Raw genomic sequence first — 15,767 nt, forward strand, 5'->3', positions numbered from 1 at the left:
TTTCACGTACTGGCAACCCCGGATGAGCAAACCATGACGCGCCCAAGATTCTTGCCCGACAACTTCACCCTGACCCTGATCGCCGTGGTGCTGCTCGCCAGCTTCCTACCCGCCAGTGGTCAGGTCGCAGTCGGCTTCGGCTGGCTGACCAACATTGCGATTGCGCTGTTGTTTTTCCTGCACGGCGCCAAGCTGTCCCGCGAATCGATCATTGCTGGCGCCGGTCACTGGCGCCTGCATCTGCTGGTGTTCGGCCTGACCTTTGTCCTGTTCCCGCTGCTGGGCCTGGCGCTCAAGCCGCTGCTGTCGCCGATGATCGGTGACAGCCTGTACATGGGCATGCTCTACCTTTGCGCGCTGCCGGCCACGGTGCAATCGGCAATTGCCTTCACTTCGCTGGCCCGGGGCAATATTCCGGCGGCGATCTGCAGCGCGGCGGCGTCCAGTCTGTTCGGTATTTTCCTCACGCCGTTGCTGGTAACGCTGTTGCTGAACGTTCACGGTGATGGCGGTTCGACCGTCGATGCGATCCTGAAAATCAGCGTGCAACTGCTCCTGCCGTTCATCGCCGGTCAGATCGCCCGCCGCTGGATCGGCGCCTGGGTCGGACGCAACAAGCACTGGCTGAAATTCGTCGACCAGGGTTCGATTCTGCTGGTGGTCTACGGCGCGTTCAGTGAGGCCGTCAACGAAGGCATCTGGCATCAGATCCCGGTCATCGACCTGCTCGGTCTGGTTGTGGCCTGCTGCATTCTGTTGGGCCTGGTGCTGCTGGCATCGACGATGCTCGGCAAGCTGTTCGGCTTCAACCTGGAAGACCGCATCACCATTCTGTTCTGCGGCTCGAAAAAGAGCCTGGCCACCGGTGTGCCAATGGCCCAGGTGTTGTTTGCCGGGAGCACCATTGGCGTGCTGATTCTGCCGCTGATGCTGTTTCACCAGATCCAGTTGATGGTTTGCGCGGTGCTGGCGCAGCGGTATGCGAAACGCCAAGAGTCGGTGCAGGAACTGATGGCGCAGGTTGATCCGTAATCACGGCTGCGGACGCTAACCCGCACCGGAATACTTGACTGCCGCCGCCGCCCGCGACGGCACGTTGAGCACCCGCAACAACGACGACACATGAATCCGCACCGTGAACGGGGAAATATCCAGTTCACGGGCGATTTCCTTGTTGGTCTTGCCTTGGGCAATCAGTCGCAGGACATCCTGCTGGCGCGGGGTGAGGGCAGCGCCGGTTTCCAGCGGCAGCAGGCCCGACGGGGCGAACTTCACCAGCACTTCGCCTTCGCGGATCGCCAGGATGGCCTCGCCGATTTCATCGGGGGCGATGTTCTTGCCGATGAAACCGTCGATGCCCGCTGACATGACTTCGCCGATCAGCGCCTCGTCATCCACCATCGACACCACGATCAGCGTGGTGCGCGGCAGACGTCGCCGCAGTTCGCCGAGCTGGCTGACGCAGGTCAGGCCGGGGAACCGCAGATCCAGAATCAGGGTGTCGGGCTCATCGCCGGATGGCAGCAATGCGAGGACGGCCTCCAGGTCGCCGGCTTCTTCGATCTGCGCCTCAGGTAACAGACGACTTACCGTGCGCACCATCGCTTCGCGAAACAGCGGATGATCGTCGGCTATGATGACTCGGCATGTCATGGCACCACCCTCCCTGGGTCGATTGTTCTCACGGCGTGCACCTTAGCATCCGGCGAAGGCATTGCCTGTCGGCTCGTGCTGAATCTGACGATTGCCGCACAAGGACGTTCCCCATGAAGTTTGAAAAGAACACCGAGCTCGACCAGGCCAATCTGCGCATCATCATCGCCAGTATTGCGCTGGTTTACATGGCCGTGCTCGGTTTCCTGCCAGGCCAGCGCTTCGACACCTATCTGCCGGTGGTCACCTACATTGCCCTGTTTCTGCTGGCGTCTGTCGGGCTGCGTCAGGCCATCGTGCGTTGGCCGGGGCATTATCCGGCGCGACGCATATTCGGCATGATCCATGATTACACCGGTACCAGTTTCGGGCTGGTGGTCGGTGGTGAAGCGGCGCTTCCTATCTATGCCGTCATGGTCTGGGTCAACCTTGGCAACGGCATGCGCTACGGCTCGCGCTATCTGGCGATAGCCACCGTACTGGCCTTGCTGGCGCTGCTGGCGGTCTATCGGCTGACGCCGTACTGGCAGGCGCAACCGTTCATGGTGGTGATGCTGATGATCACCAGCACGGTGATTCCGGTGTATGCACACCTGTTGCTGGAGCGCACGCGCAAGGCTTCCGAAGAGGCGATTGCGGCGAATCTGGAGAAGTCGCGATTCCTGGCCCAGGCCAGTCATGACCTGCGCCAGCCGATCCATTCCATCGGACTGTTTACCGCGTGTCTGCGTGAGTCGCGGCTGGGCGAGGACGAACGGCGGCTGGTGGACAACATTGACCGGTCGCTGCTCAACGTGTCGCAGCTTTTCCGTTCGATCCTCGATCTGTACACCCTCGACAACGGCCGGGTTCAACCCCGGATGCAAACGCTGGAGCTGGGGCAGTGGCTGACGGATCTGATTCGCCAGAATGCCGAAGCCGCCCGTTGGGCCGGGGTGGATCTGCGTCTGCACCGTTGCGAGCATTGGGTGCGCTCCGACCCGGCCTTGCTGGCGACCATGGTGCAAAACGTGCTGTCCAACTGTTTCAAATATGGCGCGCAGCGGCCGGTGCTGGTGGGCGTTCGTAGAAAGGGGGCGGGGTTGGCCATCGTGGTTTATGACCGTGGCAGCGGCATCGACGAAGAGCATTTGCCCAGGGTTTTCGAGGAGTTTTATCGGGTTCGTCAATTGCGCGACAAGGACGTTGAAGGCGTGGGGTTGGGCCTGTCGATTGTCAAGCGGCTGGGGCAGATGATCGGCGTCGATGTGCTGATTCGCTCGCGGCTGGGGCACGGGACGGCGGTGACGCTGCAGGGCTTGTCACGGGCGGCGCCGCAGTTACCGGCCAGTCGCGACGAGGTTCGTCAAGCTGGCCTGCTGACGGGATTGAAAGTTTGTCTGGTAGAGGATGATCGCAACGTGCTGCTGGCGACCTCGGCGTTGCTGGAGCGCTGGGGTTGCGTCGTGCAGGCTGAACTGACGGGGCAGGGGCTGGTCACCGACTGCGACATCATCGTTGCCGACTATGACCTCGGCTCGCACAGTACCGGTATCGAATGCATCGATGAAGTTCGTCGTCAGCGGGGTTTTGCGGTGCCGGCCATGATCATCACCGGGCATGACATCGAAAAAATCCAGGCGGCCCTGCATGACCGCCAGATAGCCATTCTGTCCAAACCGGTACGCCCGGCCGAGCTGCGCGCGACCTTGCGTGCGCTGCGCGACCGGCACGCCGAAAGTGTCAGTGTTTAGCAGCCGGATCAGCGACCCGGAATCGGCGATGCGCCTTTTGGCAGGCAGGTCAGTGGGGGCGACATGATGCCCATGCTGGCGACTGCGACGATCGCGCCGCTGGGCAGCTCACAATTGTATTCGCCGGCAGCGGTGTAGGCGGTGTAGTAGGTGAGGGTGCTGTCGTTGCGTACGTTGGCGATTTTGCTGACTGGCTGACCAATGACGGTCTGGGCCCGTTCGCGCATGCTGTCTTCGGTGGGCTTTGCGGTCTGGCAACCGGTGGCGCCGATAAGCAGGGCACCGAGCACCGTGATTCTGGCGAAGTTGAGGTACAGGTTCATGATGTGCTTCCTTGGTGTTGTTGTTTTTCCAGGCACAACGATCCCGCGCACTGCGCAGCGGCAATGTTGGGGCGTGTCGGGGGTTGCGAGGGAATATAACGCCAGGGAACGGGGTGGTCGATTAGCACAAATGTGCTAGTGCGGGTGTCGACGTTTTGCATGGATCCTGAACAGCGAACTTGAAAAGTATCGTTCGCCCCGATCGGGTGGCAGGTCGTGGGTGCGCGAAAGCGATAGTCGGTTCACTTCCTTGCAGGCAAGCGCTAGAAAACAATCAGTCTAAAAACCGCGTAGCGCGCAGCGATGGGTTTGCTAGGCTCAAGCATGTAGGCGAAGACGCAGACTGATGCGCAAGCGGATAGCGAGGAAGCGTTGGGCGCGTTCCGAAGGGTACACGGTTAGAAAGAACCCCGCGCTGGGTTCCAGCCCTTATGCCGTGTGAAGCAGCAGAGCACATTGCCTGTACTGTGGGAGTCCTGAGAAACCTCGTAAGCCAGAGACCAGCACTGGCCGCCTACTCGAACACCAAAGCCCGCTTCGTGCGGGCTTTGACGTTTCTGCGGATCAGATGCTGGCCAAAGCCTGTGCCAGATCCGCCCGCAGATCCTCGATATCCTCGACGCCCACCGACAGGCGCACCAGGCTGTCACCGATGCCGAGTTTGGCGCGGGTTTCGGCCGGGATGGTCGCGTGGGTCATGATCGCCGGATGCTCGATCAGGCTTTCCACGCCGCCGAGGCTTTCGGCCAGGGCGAAGATCTGCACGTTCTCCAGGAAGCGCCGGGCGCCTGCCAGATCACTGTTCAGATCCAGAGAAATCATCCCGCCGAAACCGCGCATCTGACGCTTGGCCAGTTCATGCTGCGGATGGGATTCCAGGCCCGGGTAGTAGACGCGTCTGACCTGCGGTTGTTGCTCCAGCCAGCGCGCCAGCTCCAGCGCGTTGCTGCAATGGCGTTCCATGCGCAGCGCCAGGGTCTTCACACCGCGCAGGGTGAGGAAGGCGTCGAACGGCCCGCTGATGGCACCAACGGCGTTTTGCAGGAAGCCCAGGCGCTCGGCGAGTTCAGGGTTGTCGCCAACCACCGCAATGCCGCCGATCACATCGGAGTGACCGTTCAGGTACTTGGTGGTCGAGTGCAGCACGATGTCAAAACCCAGCTCCAGAGGACGCTGGATCCACGGGCTGGCGAAGGTGTTGTCAGCCACGCAGATGATCCCGCGGGCCTTGCAGATGCGCGCGATGGCGGCGAGGTCGGACAGGCTCAGCAGCGGGTTGGTCGGCGTTTCGACCATGACCATGCGCGTGTCGTCCTGCAGCGAGGCTTCGAACGCGGACAGGTCGGCCAGATCGACATAGCTGAAACGATGCCCGGCACTGCGCTGGCGCACCTTGTCGAACAGGCGGAAAGTGCCGCCGTACAGGTCATTGCCGGAGACGATGTGCGAGCCGGCATCGATCAGTTCGAGCACGGTGGAAATGGTCGCCAGCCCGGACGCGAAGGCAAACGCCTGAGTGCCGCCCTCCAGATCCGCCACGCAACGCTCCAGGGCAAAACGCGTCGGATTGTGCGAGCGGCCGTAGTCGAAGCCCTTGTGCACGCCGGGGCTGTCTTGCAGGTACGTGGAGTTGGCGTAGATCGGCGGCATCAGCGCGCCGGTGGTCGGGTCCGGCGTCTGTCCGGCGTGGATCACGCGAGTGGCGAAACCCTGCGGGCGGGCGTTTTTGTCGTGCTGACTCATGCAAGGGATCTCCGTAGTTGGTTGAGCATGTCGACGCGGGTGATCAGGCCGTGGAAGCCCGAAGCGTCGGCAATGATCGCCACCAGGCCGCTGCTGAGCACGGCTTCCAGTTCAGCCAGGGTCGCGGCGGGGGCGAGGGTTTGCAGTTTGTCCGTCATCGCGCTGGCGACGGGTTTGCTGAAGAGCGTGGCATCTTCGTGAACGCGCACCAGAATGTCCGATTCGTCGATCACACCGACCAGTCGTTTGCCGTCCACCAGCACCGGCAGTTGCGAAACATCCGCCAGGCGCATGCGCTGGAACGCGGTCATCAGGGTGTCGTCCGGGCCGACGCTGACTACTTTGCCGTCTTCGAAACGTCGGGCAATCAGATCGCGCAGGTCGCCATAGCGCTTGCGCTGCAACAGGCCCTGGTCGGTCATCCACTGGTCGTTGTAGACCTTCGACAGATAGCGGGTGCCGGTGTCGCAGACAAAACTGACCACACGTTTCGGTACGGTCTGTTCACGGCAGTAACGCAGCGCGGCGGCGAGCAGGGTGCCGGTGGACGAGCCACCGAGAATGCCTTCGGAGCGCAGCAACTGGCGGGCGTGATCGAAGCTTTCTTCGTCGCTGATCGAGTAGGCGCTGCGCACGCTCGACAGGTCGGTGATCGAGGGAATGAAGTCTTCGCCGATGCCTTCCACCGCCCACGAACCGGCAGTGCCGAGGTGCTTGCTGCGGCTGTATTCGGCCATGACCGAACCGACCGGGTCGGCCAGGACCATCTCGAGGTCCGGTTGTACGCGTTTGAAGAAACGGGTAAGGCCGGTCAGCGTGCCGGCGGAACCGACGCCGACCACGATGGCGTCCAGGTCATGCTCGGTCTGCGCCCAGATTTCCGGCGCGGTGCTGCATTCGTGGGCCAGTGGGTTGGCAGGGTTGTTGAACTGGTCGGCGAAGAATGCGCCGGGAATGTCTTTCGCCAGACGTGCGGCCACGTCCTGATAGTACTCGGGGTGACCCTTGCCGACATCGGAACGGGTGATGTGCACTTCGGCGCCCATGGCCTTGAGGTGCAGGACTTTTTCCGTGGACATCTTGTCCGGGACTACCAGCACCACTCGGTAGCCCTTGGCACGCCCGACCAGTGCAAGACCCAGACCGGTATTGCCGGCGGTGGCCTCAACGATGGTGCCACCGGGTTGCAGACGGCCGTCGCGCTCGGCGGCGTCGATCATTGCCAGGCCGATACGGTCCTTGATCGAGCCGCCGGGGTTTTGGGATTCGAGTTTGAGGAACAGGGTGCACAAACCGGTATCGAACCGGGTGACTTGTACCAGCGGAGTATTGCCGATCAGCCCAAGTACGGCAGGGCGTGATTCCTTTGACATTTCTTCACCTCTTTGTGGTGTTGATCGCGTTCCATTCGCGGGGGAAAAGCTCGCGTGCAACATAGGCGCAGACACCAACGGTCGCAACCATTAGTCAGCGTGCAGTTCAGCCATTTCGATCTAACCATAGAACGAAATCAGAGAGGGGAAGGGAGCGATTTACCGAGGTTTACACAGAGGCGTCATCGAGTATTCAAAGGGCGTCTTCGACGTTGTGAAAAGCTTGATCCGGCGACGAATATCCGGCAGTGAAAACCGATCAATGGTTGCTCATCAGTCCATGCAGAACACCCAGTCTCAAACCGGGCTCCGATGGCTCCATTTGTGCGATGCCGAACACCTTGAAGGCGGCGAGCATGACCACCAGACCACCGGGCAGAATGCCTTGGCGATGTGGCTGCAGGGCGGCCAGTTTCAGTTGCCGCACATTGCTGACTTCCAGCAGGCGCAGCGACAGCCGCAGCAGGCCACCGTAGGTGATGCCGCCCTGACCGAAGTCATTCAGGCGATTGGCCTTGAGCACTTTGGCCAGCATCCGTGCCGTGCCCGAAGAGCCGATGGTCTGCTGCCAGCCCTGTGCGCGATAGCGCCGGGCGACCTTTTCGAATTGCAGGATGGCGACTCGCTCGGCTTCTTGCAGGGCGCCCGGGGAGATATCGCCGTTGCGAAAATAACGCGTGCTAAGGGTGCCGCTGCCGATGGCGATGCTTTCGGTCAGCAACGGTTGCGAACCCTGGCCGAGAATCAGCTCGGTGGAGCCGCCACCAATGTCGACCACCAGACGCATGTCATCGGCGACCGGCAAGGTGTGGGCGACACCGGCGTAGACCAGGCGCGCTTCTTCGTGTCCGGAAATTACATCGATGCGAAAGCCCAGATGCCGCTCCGCGCTGCCCAGAAACAATTGCGCGTTGTCGGCCTCGCGCACGGCGCTGGTGGCCACTGCCCGCACACGACCCGGCTCGAAACCGCGCAGCTTTTTGCCGAACCGCGCCAGAGCCTGCCAGCCGCGATCCAGCGCCATTTCGTCGAGCACACGGCCATCGAATCCTTCAGCCAGCCGCACCGGTTCACGCAAGGTTTTCACTTCCTGAATCATGAAGCCCTTTTTGCTGCGGACCGACTGACCGATCATCATGCGAAACGCATTCGACCCGAGATCGATGGCAGCAAACAGCGAGGCGTCTTCTTTCATGGGAGTCCTTGCAAAACCACCACCCCAGGCCCGGGCGGTTTGCGAGGATTCTGCAATGGCTTCGATGACAACCTGATGACGCCGGAAGGGCGGTTCAATGAATTTGGCGCTGTCATGACTTTGTCATTATCGGGTGTTCATACTTGGCCCAATACATCGCGTGCTTTTCATGATTTCGGCTGCCAACTCTGGCAGCTTTTTTTTGCCTGCGATTTGACTCGTCAGCGAAATTTGCAATTCGAAGGATTGCCCGATTAATATACGTTCCATATATATTCCATATCGGATTTTGTCATGGGCATCGTAAAAATTTCAGAGGACATGCACGAAAATCTGCGCATCTCCAGCAACGCACTGAGCCGCTCGATCAACGCGCAGGCCGAGCACTGGATGCGCATCGGCATGCTCGCCGAGCTGCATCCCGACCTCGATCACCACGCCATCTGCCGCTTGCTGATTCGCGCGGAGCAAGCGGGTGGTCTGGATCTGCAACAAATCTGTGCCCTGGCCGATGCCGCGCAGAACAACCCGGTTCAAGAGGCAGCCAAGGCATGAGAAACCCGATCAAGATCAACTCCCGGGCCGAGATCGCCCAATCCCGCGTGGCCGGGCAATTGGCTGCCGAGGTGCTGGCGATGCTGGTGCCGCACGTCAAGGCCGGCGTTACCACGGATCAGCTGGACCGCTTGTGCAACGACTACATCGTCAACGTGCAGAAAGCGATTCCGGCCAACGTCGGTTATCACGGTTTTCCGAAAACCGTCTGTGCCTCGGTCAACGACGTGGTCTGTCACGGCATCCCTACGGGAACGCCGCTGAAGGATGGCGACATCCTCAACCTTGATATCGCCGTGATCAAGGATGGCTGGTTCGGTGACACCAGCCGCATGTACGTGGTCGGCCAGGCATCGCCCGAGGCACAGCACCTGATCAAGACCACCTACGAGGCCATGTGCGCCGGCATTCGCGTCGTACGTCCGGGCGCTACCCTGGGTGACATCGGTCATGCGATCCAGAGCCTGGCGGAACGTGAAGGTTTCAGTGTGGTGCGCGAGTACTGCGGACACGGGATCGGCAAGGTCTATCACGATGAGCCGCAGGTGCTGCATTACGGATATCCGAATCAGGGTCTGAAGCTGAAGGCGGGGATGATCTTCACCATTGAGCCGATGCTCAATGCCGGCAAACGTCATGTGAAGAACATGCCGGATGGCTGGACCGTGCTGACCAAGGACGGCTCTCTGTCGGCGCAGTGGGAACACATGGTGGCGGTGACTGAGGACGGGTTTGAAGTGTTGACGGCCTGGCCTGATCAGATCGAAGGGTATCCGCCAATCAATTGATTGGCGCAGGACTTGTGGGAGCGGGCTTGCCCGCGATGGCGATTTTTCAGTCGACATGAATGCCGCCTGACATTCCGCCATCGCGAGCAAGCTCGCTCCCACAAGAGCTTGGTGATCAGTGTGATCCGGCAGCTTTGTTCAGATCGCTTTCGGCCCACTCGGTGTAGACGCAGGCATCGGCAGTCGCCCAGCGCACCTGCACCGGATCGCCAGCCTTCAACGGCATTCCCGCCGCCGACAATGCTTTCACCGTCATCGAAGTCCCGCCCGATGTCACCACACTGCAGGTCTGGCTCTCACCCAGAAACAGCACCTCGATCACCTTTGCCGAAACCTCGTTCCAGCCTGCCGTCAACGGCTCGCTGGCTGCTTGCTGCGCACTCAACGCCAGGGCTTTTTCCGGGCGCACCATCAGCAAAACATCCTGCCCGCTCTGCAATCCAGCGGTAAGCCGGATCGACAGCGATTGCCCCTCAAAACTCGCCGCCCCGTTACCCTGCGCCTTGAGCCTGAGAAAGTTCGAGTTGCCAAGGAATGACGCCACAAATGCATTCGGTGGATTCTGGTACAGGTCATAACCGCTGCCGAGCCCGACAATTTTGCCGTGACTGAAAATCGCGATGCGCTGGGACAGGCGCATGGCTTCTTCCTGATCGTGGGTCACGTAGACGATGGTGATGCCGAGGCGTCGGTGCAACTGGCGCAACTCATCCTGCAAGTCTTCGCGCAACTTTTTGTCCAGCGCCCCGAGGGGTTCGTCCATCAGCAGAATGCGAGGCTCGTAGACCAGTGCGCGAGCAATGGCGACCCGTTGCTGCTGACCGCCGGACAATTGTGAAGGGCGGCGATGGGCGAACTGCTCCAGTTGCACCAGTTTCAGCATCGCATCGACGCGTTTGTCGCGTTCGGCGGCAGCGAGTTTGCGGATCGTCAGCGGGAACGCGATGTTGTCGCGCACCGACAGATGCGGGAACAGCGAGTAACGCTGGAACACCATGCCGATGTCACGCTTGTGCGGCGGCACATTCACCAGCGATTGGCCGTTGACCAGAATCTCGCCGCTGCTCGGGGTTTCGAAGCCGGCGAGTATCGACAGCGTGGTGCTTTTGCCCGAGCCGCTGGAGCCGAGGAAGGTCAGGAATTCGCCGTCCTTGATGTCCAGCGAGATGTTGTCCACGGCGGCGAAATCGCCGTAATGCTTGTTCAGGTTGCGCAGGCTGACCAGAGGTTTGTCGTTCTGCTGGGAGGCGTCTTTGATCACGGCACTCATGTCGTACTCCTGGGCGCTCAGGCGCTGATTTCATTGCGCCGGCGCAGAGCGGCGGCGATCACCATGACCAATACCGACAAGCCGATCAGCAGCGTCGACGCGACGGCGATCACGGGCGTCAGGTCCTGGCGCAGGGTGGTCCACATTTTCACGGGAAGGGTTTGCAGGGTCGGGCTGGCCATCATCACGCTGAGCACCACTTCGTCCCACGAAACCAGGAAGGCGAAGAGGGCGCCGGCCACCATCCCCGGGCGAATCGCCGGGAATGTCACCTTGAACACCGCTTGCAGGCGCGACGCCCCGCAGATCACCGCCGCGTCTTCAATCGACTGATCGAACAGTTTCAGCGAGTTGATGATCGAGATGATGGTGAACGGCAACGCGACGATCACATGGCTGACCACGAAGGCGAACATCGTCCCGGTGTAGCCGAGCTTGAGAAACAGCGCGTACACCGCCACGGCGATGATCACCAGCGGCACGATCATCGGCAGGGTGAACAGACCGTAGAGCATTTCCCGGCCGGGAAAGCGTCCGCGCACCAGCGCAAAGGCAGTCGGCAAACCGAGGGCCACGGCGCAGACTGTGGTCAGTACCGCGACTTTCAGGCTGGCTGCCGCCGCGTTCATCCAATCGGCGTTGGAGAAGAACTGGCCGTACCATTTCAGCGTCCAGCCCGGCGGCGGGAACACCAGCCACTGGGACGAACCGAACGACAGCAGCACGATGAATACGATCGGCAGCAACAGAAACAACGCGATCAGCCCGGTGGTGAAATACAGGCCGAAGCGCATCCGGCGGCTCATGGCATTGGGCGTCAGGAGCATGTCGGCTTACCTCGCGTTACTGGCGCCAACCGGAGATTCCGGTTGAAGCCTCAGATAGAAGTAGAACAGCACCAGGGTGATGACGATCAGCAACGCGGCGCCGGCGCTGGCCAGGCCCCAGTTGAGGAACGATTGCACCTGCTGAATGATGAACTCCGGCAGCATCATGTTCTGCGCTCCGCCCAGCAGCGCCGGGGTGACGTAGTAACCGAGCGACATCACGAACACCATCAACCCGCCGGACGCCAGCCCCGGCCGGCACAGCGGCAGGAACACCCGGAAGAAGTTGGTCCAAGGACTGGCGCCACAGATCGAGCCGGCCTGCAGGATCATCGGGTCGATGGCTTGCATGGTCGCCTGCAACGGCAGCACGATGAACGGGATCATGATGTAGCTCATGCCGATCACCACGCCGGTCAGGTTGTGCACCATTTCCAGCGGCTGATCGATGATGCCCAGCGCCATCAGCGCCTTGTTGATGACACCCGACGCCTGCAGCAACACCAGCCAGGAGTAGGTGCGGGCGAGGAGGCTGGTCCACATCGACAGCAGCACGATATTGAGGATCCAGCGGCCCCAGCCCCGTGGCACCAGCGTGATCGCCCACGCCAATGGAAAGCCGAGCAACAGGCTGAACACGGTCACCAGTCCCGCCACCGAAAAGGTGTTGAACAGCACCCGCGCATACGCCGAGTTGGCGAACAGTTGTTCGTAATTGCCAAGACCCGGCACCGGTTCCAGCACTCCGCGCAACAGCAGACCAATCAACGGCGCCAGAAAGAACAAGCCGATAAACAACAGGGCCGGCGCAAGGTTGCCGGCGCCGCGCCAGCGTTGCTTGAGGGACGGGGCTGGCGCCATGGCACTGGCCTTTTTTCCGGCGGCCGACCCGGCAGCGCTTGCGGCGCTCCCGGTGGCAGTGGAGGGACGGGACGCGGTGGCCGCCATTTTCATTTGACCAGCCATTCGTTCCACCGTGTCGCGATGGCCTGGCCGTTCTTGGCCCAGTACGCGAAATCAAGAGTGATCTGATCCTTAGCGTAGGCAGTCGGCAGGTTCGGGGCCAGCGTCGAGTCCAGACGCTGCACACTGTCGACGTTGACCGGGGCATAGGCGGTCAGGTTGGAGAAATCCGCCTGGCCCTTGGCACTGCTGGCGCTGGCCAGGAACTTCATCGCCGCGTCCTTGTTCTTCGAACCCTTTGGCACCACCAGGATGTCGGCCATGACCAGGTTCTGTTTCCAGCTCACGCCGACCGGTGCGCCGTCCTCCTGCAGGGCGTGAATCCGACCGTTCCAGAACTGGCCCATGCTCGCTTCACCGGAGGCCAGCAGTTGCTGCGACTGCGCGCCGCCGCCCCACCAGACGATGTCTTTCTTGATGGTGTCGAGCTTCTTGAAGGCGCGATCCAGGTCCAGCGGGTAGAGCTTGTCGGCCGGTACGCCGTCGGCAAGCAAGGCCAGTTCCAGCACGCCGGGGCTCGGCCATTTGTACAGGGCGCGTTTGCCGGGGAAGGTTTTGGTGTCGAACAGTGCGCTCCATTCCTGTGGCTTGTTGGCGCCGAGTTTGCCCTCGTTATAGCCGAGGACGAAGGAGAAGAAGAACGAGCCGACGCCGTAGTCGCTGACGAAACGCGGGTCGATCTTGTCGCGCTGAATCTGTTTGAAATCGAGGGGTTCGAGCAGGCCTTCGGAGGCGGCGCGCAGGGCGAAGTCGGCTTCGACGTCGACCACGTCCCATTGCACGTTGCCGCTCTCGACCATGGCCTTGAGTTTGCCGTAGTCGGTCGGGCCGTCCTGCACGACGGTGATGCCGCTGGCCTTGCTGAACGGATCGGCCCAGGCCTGTTTCTGCGCATCCTGGGTGCTACCGCCCCAGCTGACAAAGTTCACACTCTCGGCGGCCATCGCGGCCTGGCCGGTCACGCTCAGCAGTCCCGCAAGAAAGATCGCGGTTGCAGCTTTGTTCAACACCATTTTTACGCCCTCATTGTTGTGTTTTTGAGCGGGCCTTGCGTTGTTGCCCGCCTGTCGGGAGCAGTAGCTGGACGGTTTTTCAGGTCGTCCGGTCTATGGAATATCATATTATGGTATTCCAAGCTTTGTGCAAGCACTTTGCCTTACCGGCTATCTGGCAAACGGGGTTATTCGGTGAACGGAATGCTCTCGACCACCTCAAGATCGTAGCCGGTCAACCCGGCATATTTCAGCGGCGGCCCCAAGTGGCGCAGCTTGCCGACGCCGAGGTTCTGCAAAATTTGCGCTCCGGTGCCGACCTCCGAATAGATCCGAGATTGCGAGCGGCTGAACTGCCGTGGCGGCTGAGTCAGTTGCGGCACCCGCTCCAGCAACGCTTGCGACGATTCATGATTGGCCAGCACCACGACCACGCCATGGCCCTCGGCCGCGACCCGTTGCAGCGCTGCCCACAGCGTCCAGTTCGTTGGCCCGCTGTACTCGGCACCGACCAGATCACGCAGCGGATCGATCACATGCACGCGCACCAGCGTCGGCTCCTCGCGCCGCAATTCGCCCATGACCATCGCCATGTGCACGCCGCCCTCGATACGATCTTCGAAAGTGATCAAACGGAACGTGCCATGCACCGTCGGCAACTCCCGCTCGCCGATGCGCTCGATGGTATGTTCGGTGCTCAGGCGATAGTGGATCAGGTCGGCGATCGTGCCGATCTTGATTCCGTGCTTGCGGGCGAAGACTTCCAGATCCGGACGGCGGGCCATGGTGCCGTCGTCGTTCATCACCTCGACAATCACCGAGGCCGGCGTGAAACCGGCCAAACGCGCCAGATCACAACCGGCCTCGGTATGACCGGCGCGGGTCAACACGCCACCTTCCTTGGCCCGCAGCGGAAAGATATGGCCGGGCTGCACCAGGTCTTCTGCGCGAGCATTGGGCGCCACCGCAGCGGCCACCGTACAAGCGCGGTCGGCTGCGGAAATGCCGGTAGTCACGCCCACCGCCGCTTCGATGGAAACCGTGAACGCGGTACTGAACACGCTGCCATTGCTCGGCACCATCTGCTCAAGCCCCAGGCGCTGGCAATGGTCGTCGGTCAACGTCAGGCAAATCAGCCCTCGAGCTTCGCGGGCCATGAAACTGATCGCCTCGGGCGTGCAACGGTCGGCGGCCAGCAGTAGGTCGCCTTCGTTTTCCCGGTCTTCGTCATCGACCAGCAGCACCATTTTGCCGAGGCGATAATCTTCGATGATTTCTTCGATGCTGTTGAAGGCCATGCTGGACTCTCGATGTGGGTGAAATTTGTGGTATACCATAATACAAATTAAACCGAGAGGTCACTATGAAGGCGTACTGGATTGCTCACGTGGACATCACCGATGCCGATCACTACAGCCAATACACCCAGCGCGCGCCGAAAGCGTTCGCCGAGTTCGGCGCGAAGTTCCTGGCCAGAGGCGGGCGCAGCGAAGCGATGGAAGGGCGGACGACGCCGCAGCGCAGCGTGGTGATCGAGTTCGACAGCTACGAGCAGGCCGTGGCGTGCTATCGCTCGGCGGCGTATCAGGAGGCGAAGAGTTACCGGGAGGAGTGGGCTAGGGCGGAGATCGTTATTGTGGAAGGGATGGCGCCGTAAGCGCTTGTTTACGAGTCCGGAGGAACTAGCGAATCGATGGTGGCTGCGATCTTTTGATGCTCTTATTCGTGATCAGAAGATCGCAGCTATCAGCGGTTAAGGACTGTGAGTCTTTGCTCAGCCTTGGGCTTGAATCTGCCGCCCTAATACGTCCATTACATCACAGCCATCACGAAGCAAAATCGCTGCTGCGTGGGCGAGTTGCTGCACATCAACACCTTTGGCAGCTGAAATATCCAGGCTGGCGAGGCTTTCCATCATCTGTGTAGCTGCCAAAAACCTGCTTGCCGCGCTGCTGTGCAAAACGTCCAGCGGTGCCTGTGTTGAGACCAGGAGCACTGGAATGCTGTCTTCGTTGTGGGTCATTGAAATGTGGGTATTCATACGCCAGCACCTGCCTGAAGATTGCCTGTGAAGGTTCTTCTCAGCGCTATCGACATATTGCCGACCAGGAATTGCCTGAGTCGATCGCGGCGAGTGCAGGGGATGAGTTCTATGGTCGATTCCGTCATGGGTGTAGCTCCGTAAGATCCAGTAGAGCTGCCACAAAAACGCCGTCAAACGAAATTGGGTGGCAACTGTGCGTGGGTTGACGGACCGGCTCTCACGGACACCGGCGCACCCGAAGATGCCCCGCGCACAGTCGCCATAAAGAATGCATCGGACACAGGAGTGCTCGAGCAGAGAAGGCTATG

At 60.9% G+C, this 15,767-nt stretch carries 16 protein-coding genes; 5 read left to right on the forward strand and 11 right to left on the reverse strand.

Annotated elements, in window-relative coordinates:
* Nucleotides 1-33 precede the first annotated feature (33 nt).
* Nucleotides 34-1,032 carry a bile acid:sodium symporter family protein gene (locus tag ACK6BI_RS09185; protein ID WP_409316820.1) on the forward strand — a complete coding sequence of 333 codons (999 nt, stop codon included), beginning with the start codon at nucleotides 34-36 and terminating at the stop codon, nucleotides 1,030-1,032.
* A gap of 15 nt (nucleotides 1,033-1,047) precedes the next feature.
* Here ACK6BI_RS09185 and ACK6BI_RS09190 read toward each other — a convergent pair whose 3' ends face one another.
* A complete protein-coding gene (locus ACK6BI_RS09190) occupies nucleotides 1,048-1,653 on the reverse strand; it encodes a LuxR C-terminal-related transcriptional regulator (protein WP_409316821.1) in 606 nt (201 codons plus the stop codon).
* A 113-nt stretch (nucleotides 1,654-1,766) separates the two neighbouring features.
* On the opposite strand from ACK6BI_RS09190, the gene ACK6BI_RS09195 reads away from it, so the two are divergent.
* Nucleotides 1,767-3,386 carry a hybrid sensor histidine kinase/response regulator gene (locus ACK6BI_RS09195; RefSeq protein WP_409316822.1) on the forward strand — a complete coding sequence of 540 codons (1,620 nt, stop codon included), beginning with the start codon at nucleotides 1,767-1,769 and terminating at the stop codon, nucleotides 3,384-3,386.
* Between the two features lie 8 nt (nucleotides 3,387-3,394).
* Here the strand turns inward: ACK6BI_RS09195 and ACK6BI_RS09200 are convergent, their stop codons facing one another.
* The 4 genes from ACK6BI_RS09200 to ACK6BI_RS09215 all read right to left on the reverse strand — a co-directional run bounded on the left by ACK6BI_RS09200 (nucleotide 3,395) and on the right by ACK6BI_RS09215 (nucleotide 8,020).
* Nucleotides 3,395-3,709, reverse strand: coding sequence for a hypothetical protein (locus tag ACK6BI_RS09200; protein WP_065259826.1), 315 nt, complete (start codon nucleotides 3,707-3,709; stop codon nucleotides 3,395-3,397).
* 564 nt (nucleotides 3,710-4,273) lie between these two features.
* Nucleotides 4,274-5,452, reverse strand: coding sequence for a cystathionine gamma-synthase (locus ACK6BI_RS09205; protein WP_409316823.1), 1,179 nt, complete (start codon nucleotides 5,450-5,452; stop codon nucleotides 4,274-4,276).
* Nucleotides 5,449-6,825: a pyridoxal-phosphate dependent enzyme gene (locus ACK6BI_RS09210; protein WP_409316824.1), complete on the reverse strand. Its 1,377-nt coding sequence runs from the start codon at nucleotides 6,823-6,825 to the stop codon at nucleotides 5,449-5,451. The genes ACK6BI_RS09205 and ACK6BI_RS09210 overlap by 4 nt, the downstream gene beginning before the upstream one ends.
* A 259-nt stretch (nucleotides 6,826-7,084) precedes the next feature.
* Nucleotides 7,085-8,020, reverse strand: a complete 936-nt coding sequence (locus ACK6BI_RS09215; protein WP_409316825.1) for a Ppx/GppA family phosphatase — start codon at nucleotides 8,018-8,020, stop codon at nucleotides 7,085-7,087.
* 294 nt (nucleotides 8,021-8,314) lie between these two features.
* Here ACK6BI_RS09215 and ACK6BI_RS09220 point away from each other — a divergent pair, with 294 nt between their 5' ends.
* Both ACK6BI_RS09220 and map read left to right on the forward strand, forming a co-directional pair.
* Nucleotides 8,315-8,575 carry a ParD-like family protein gene (locus ACK6BI_RS09220; RefSeq protein WP_409316826.1) on the forward strand — a complete coding sequence of 87 codons (261 nt, stop codon included), beginning with the start codon at nucleotides 8,315-8,317 and terminating at the stop codon, nucleotides 8,573-8,575.
* Nucleotides 8,572-9,363, forward strand: coding sequence for a type I methionyl aminopeptidase (gene map / locus ACK6BI_RS09225; protein WP_409316827.1), 792 nt, complete (start codon nucleotides 8,572-8,574; stop codon nucleotides 9,361-9,363). Before ACK6BI_RS09220 ends, map begins: the two co-directional genes overlap by 4 nt.
* Before the next feature lie 115 nt (nucleotides 9,364-9,478).
* Here map and ACK6BI_RS09230 read toward each other — a convergent pair whose 3' ends face one another.
* The 5 genes from ACK6BI_RS09230 to ribBA all read right to left on the reverse strand — a co-directional run bounded on the left by ACK6BI_RS09230 (nucleotide 9,479) and on the right by ribBA (nucleotide 14,713).
* The gene (locus ACK6BI_RS09230; protein ID WP_409316828.1) at nucleotides 9,479-10,633 is read right to left on the reverse strand and encodes an ABC transporter ATP-binding protein; all 1,155 of its coding nucleotides are present in this window, start codon (nucleotides 10,631-10,633) and stop codon (nucleotides 9,479-9,481) included.
* Nucleotides 10,634-10,650: 17 nt separating this feature from the next.
* Nucleotides 10,651-11,460 carry an ABC transporter permease gene (locus ACK6BI_RS09235; RefSeq protein WP_409316829.1) on the reverse strand — a complete coding sequence of 270 codons (810 nt, stop codon included), beginning with the start codon at nucleotides 11,458-11,460 and terminating at the stop codon, nucleotides 10,651-10,653.
* Nucleotides 11,461-11,466: 6 nt separating this feature from the next.
* Nucleotides 11,467-12,414: an ABC transporter permease gene (locus tag ACK6BI_RS09240; RefSeq protein ID WP_409316888.1), complete on the reverse strand. Its 948-nt coding sequence runs from the start codon at nucleotides 12,412-12,414 to the stop codon at nucleotides 11,467-11,469.
* Nucleotides 12,411-13,436, reverse strand: coding sequence for an ABC transporter substrate-binding protein (locus ACK6BI_RS09245; protein ID WP_409316830.1), 1,026 nt, complete (start codon nucleotides 13,434-13,436; stop codon nucleotides 12,411-12,413). Before ACK6BI_RS09245 ends, ACK6BI_RS09240 begins: the two co-directional genes overlap by 4 nt.
* Nucleotides 13,437-13,603: 167 nt before the next feature.
* Nucleotides 13,604-14,713, reverse strand: a complete 1,110-nt coding sequence (gene ribBA, locus ACK6BI_RS09250) for a bifunctional 3,4-dihydroxy-2-butanone-4-phosphate synthase/GTP cyclohydrolase II (protein ID WP_085711338.1) — start codon at nucleotides 14,711-14,713, stop codon at nucleotides 13,604-13,606.
* Nucleotides 14,714-14,778: 65 nt separating this feature from the next.
* On the opposite strand from ribBA, the gene ACK6BI_RS09255 reads away from it, so the two are divergent.
* On the forward strand, nucleotides 14,779-15,072 hold the full coding sequence (locus ACK6BI_RS09255) for a DUF1330 domain-containing protein (protein ID WP_409316831.1): 294 nt from the start codon (nucleotides 14,779-14,781) through the stop codon (nucleotides 15,070-15,072).
* A gap of 117 nt (nucleotides 15,073-15,189) precedes the next feature.
* Here ACK6BI_RS09255 and ACK6BI_RS09260 read toward each other — a convergent pair whose 3' ends face one another.
* Nucleotides 15,190-15,456: a short-chain dehydrogenase gene (locus ACK6BI_RS09260; RefSeq protein ID WP_127798408.1), complete on the reverse strand. Its 267-nt coding sequence runs from the start codon at nucleotides 15,454-15,456 to the stop codon at nucleotides 15,190-15,192.
* Between the last annotated feature and the right edge of the window lie 311 nt (nucleotides 15,457-15,767).

Origin of the sequence: Pseudomonas sp. KCJK9016, assembly GCF_046231795.1 — a bacterium.
Classification (GTDB): domain Bacteria; phylum Pseudomonadota; class Gammaproteobacteria; order Pseudomonadales; family Pseudomonadaceae; genus Aquipseudomonas; species Aquipseudomonas bananamidigenes.

Excerpts from the sequence above, each read along its gene's own strand:
- ACK6BI_RS09185 (WP_409316820.1), top strand. The coding sequence starts at position 34 with ATGACGCGCCCAAGATTCTTGCCCGACAACTTCACCCTGACCCTGATC.
- ACK6BI_RS09190 (WP_409316821.1), bottom strand. The coding sequence starts at position 1,653 with ATGACATGCCGAGTCATCATAGCCGACGATCATCCGCTGTTTCGCGAA.
- ACK6BI_RS09195 (WP_409316822.1), top strand. The coding sequence starts at position 1,767 with ATGAAGTTTGAAAAGAACACCGAGCTCGACCAGGCCAATCTGCGCATC.
- ACK6BI_RS09200 (WP_065259826.1), bottom strand. The coding sequence starts at position 3,709 with ATGAACCTGTACCTCAACTTCGCCAGAATCACGGTGCTCGGTGCCCTG.
- ACK6BI_RS09205 (WP_409316823.1), bottom strand. The coding sequence starts at position 5,452 with ATGAGTCAGCACGACAAAAACGCCCGCCCGCAGGGTTTCGCCACTCGC.
- ACK6BI_RS09210 (WP_409316824.1), bottom strand. The coding sequence starts at position 6,825 with ATGTCAAAGGAATCACGCCCTGCCGTACTTGGGCTGATCGGCAATACT.
- ACK6BI_RS09215 (WP_409316825.1), bottom strand. The coding sequence starts at position 8,020 with ATGAAAGAAGACGCCTCGCTGTTTGCTGCCATCGATCTCGGGTCGAAT.
- ACK6BI_RS09220 (WP_409316826.1), top strand. The coding sequence starts at position 8,315 with ATGGGCATCGTAAAAATTTCAGAGGACATGCACGAAAATCTGCGCATC.
- map (WP_409316827.1), top strand. The coding sequence starts at position 8,572 with ATGAGAAACCCGATCAAGATCAACTCCCGGGCCGAGATCGCCCAATCC.
- ACK6BI_RS09230 (WP_409316828.1), bottom strand. The coding sequence starts at position 10,633 with ATGAGTGCCGTGATCAAAGACGCCTCCCAGCAGAACGACAAACCTCTG.
- ACK6BI_RS09235 (WP_409316829.1), bottom strand. The coding sequence starts at position 11,460 with ATGCTCCTGACGCCCAATGCCATGAGCCGCCGGATGCGCTTCGGCCTG.
- ACK6BI_RS09240 (WP_409316888.1), bottom strand. The coding sequence starts at position 12,414 with ATGAAAATGGCGGCCACCGCGTCCCGTCCCTCCACTGCCACCGGGAGC.
- ACK6BI_RS09245 (WP_409316830.1), bottom strand. The coding sequence starts at position 13,436 with ATGGTGTTGAACAAAGCTGCAACCGCGATCTTTCTTGCGGGACTGCTG.
- ribBA (WP_085711338.1), bottom strand. The coding sequence starts at position 14,713 with ATGGCCTTCAACAGCATCGAAGAAATCATCGAAGATTATCGCCTCGGC.
- ACK6BI_RS09255 (WP_409316831.1), top strand. The coding sequence starts at position 14,779 with ATGAAGGCGTACTGGATTGCTCACGTGGACATCACCGATGCCGATCAC.
- ACK6BI_RS09260 (WP_127798408.1), bottom strand. The coding sequence starts at position 15,456 with ATGAATACCCACATTTCAATGACCCACAACGAAGACAGCATTCCAGTG.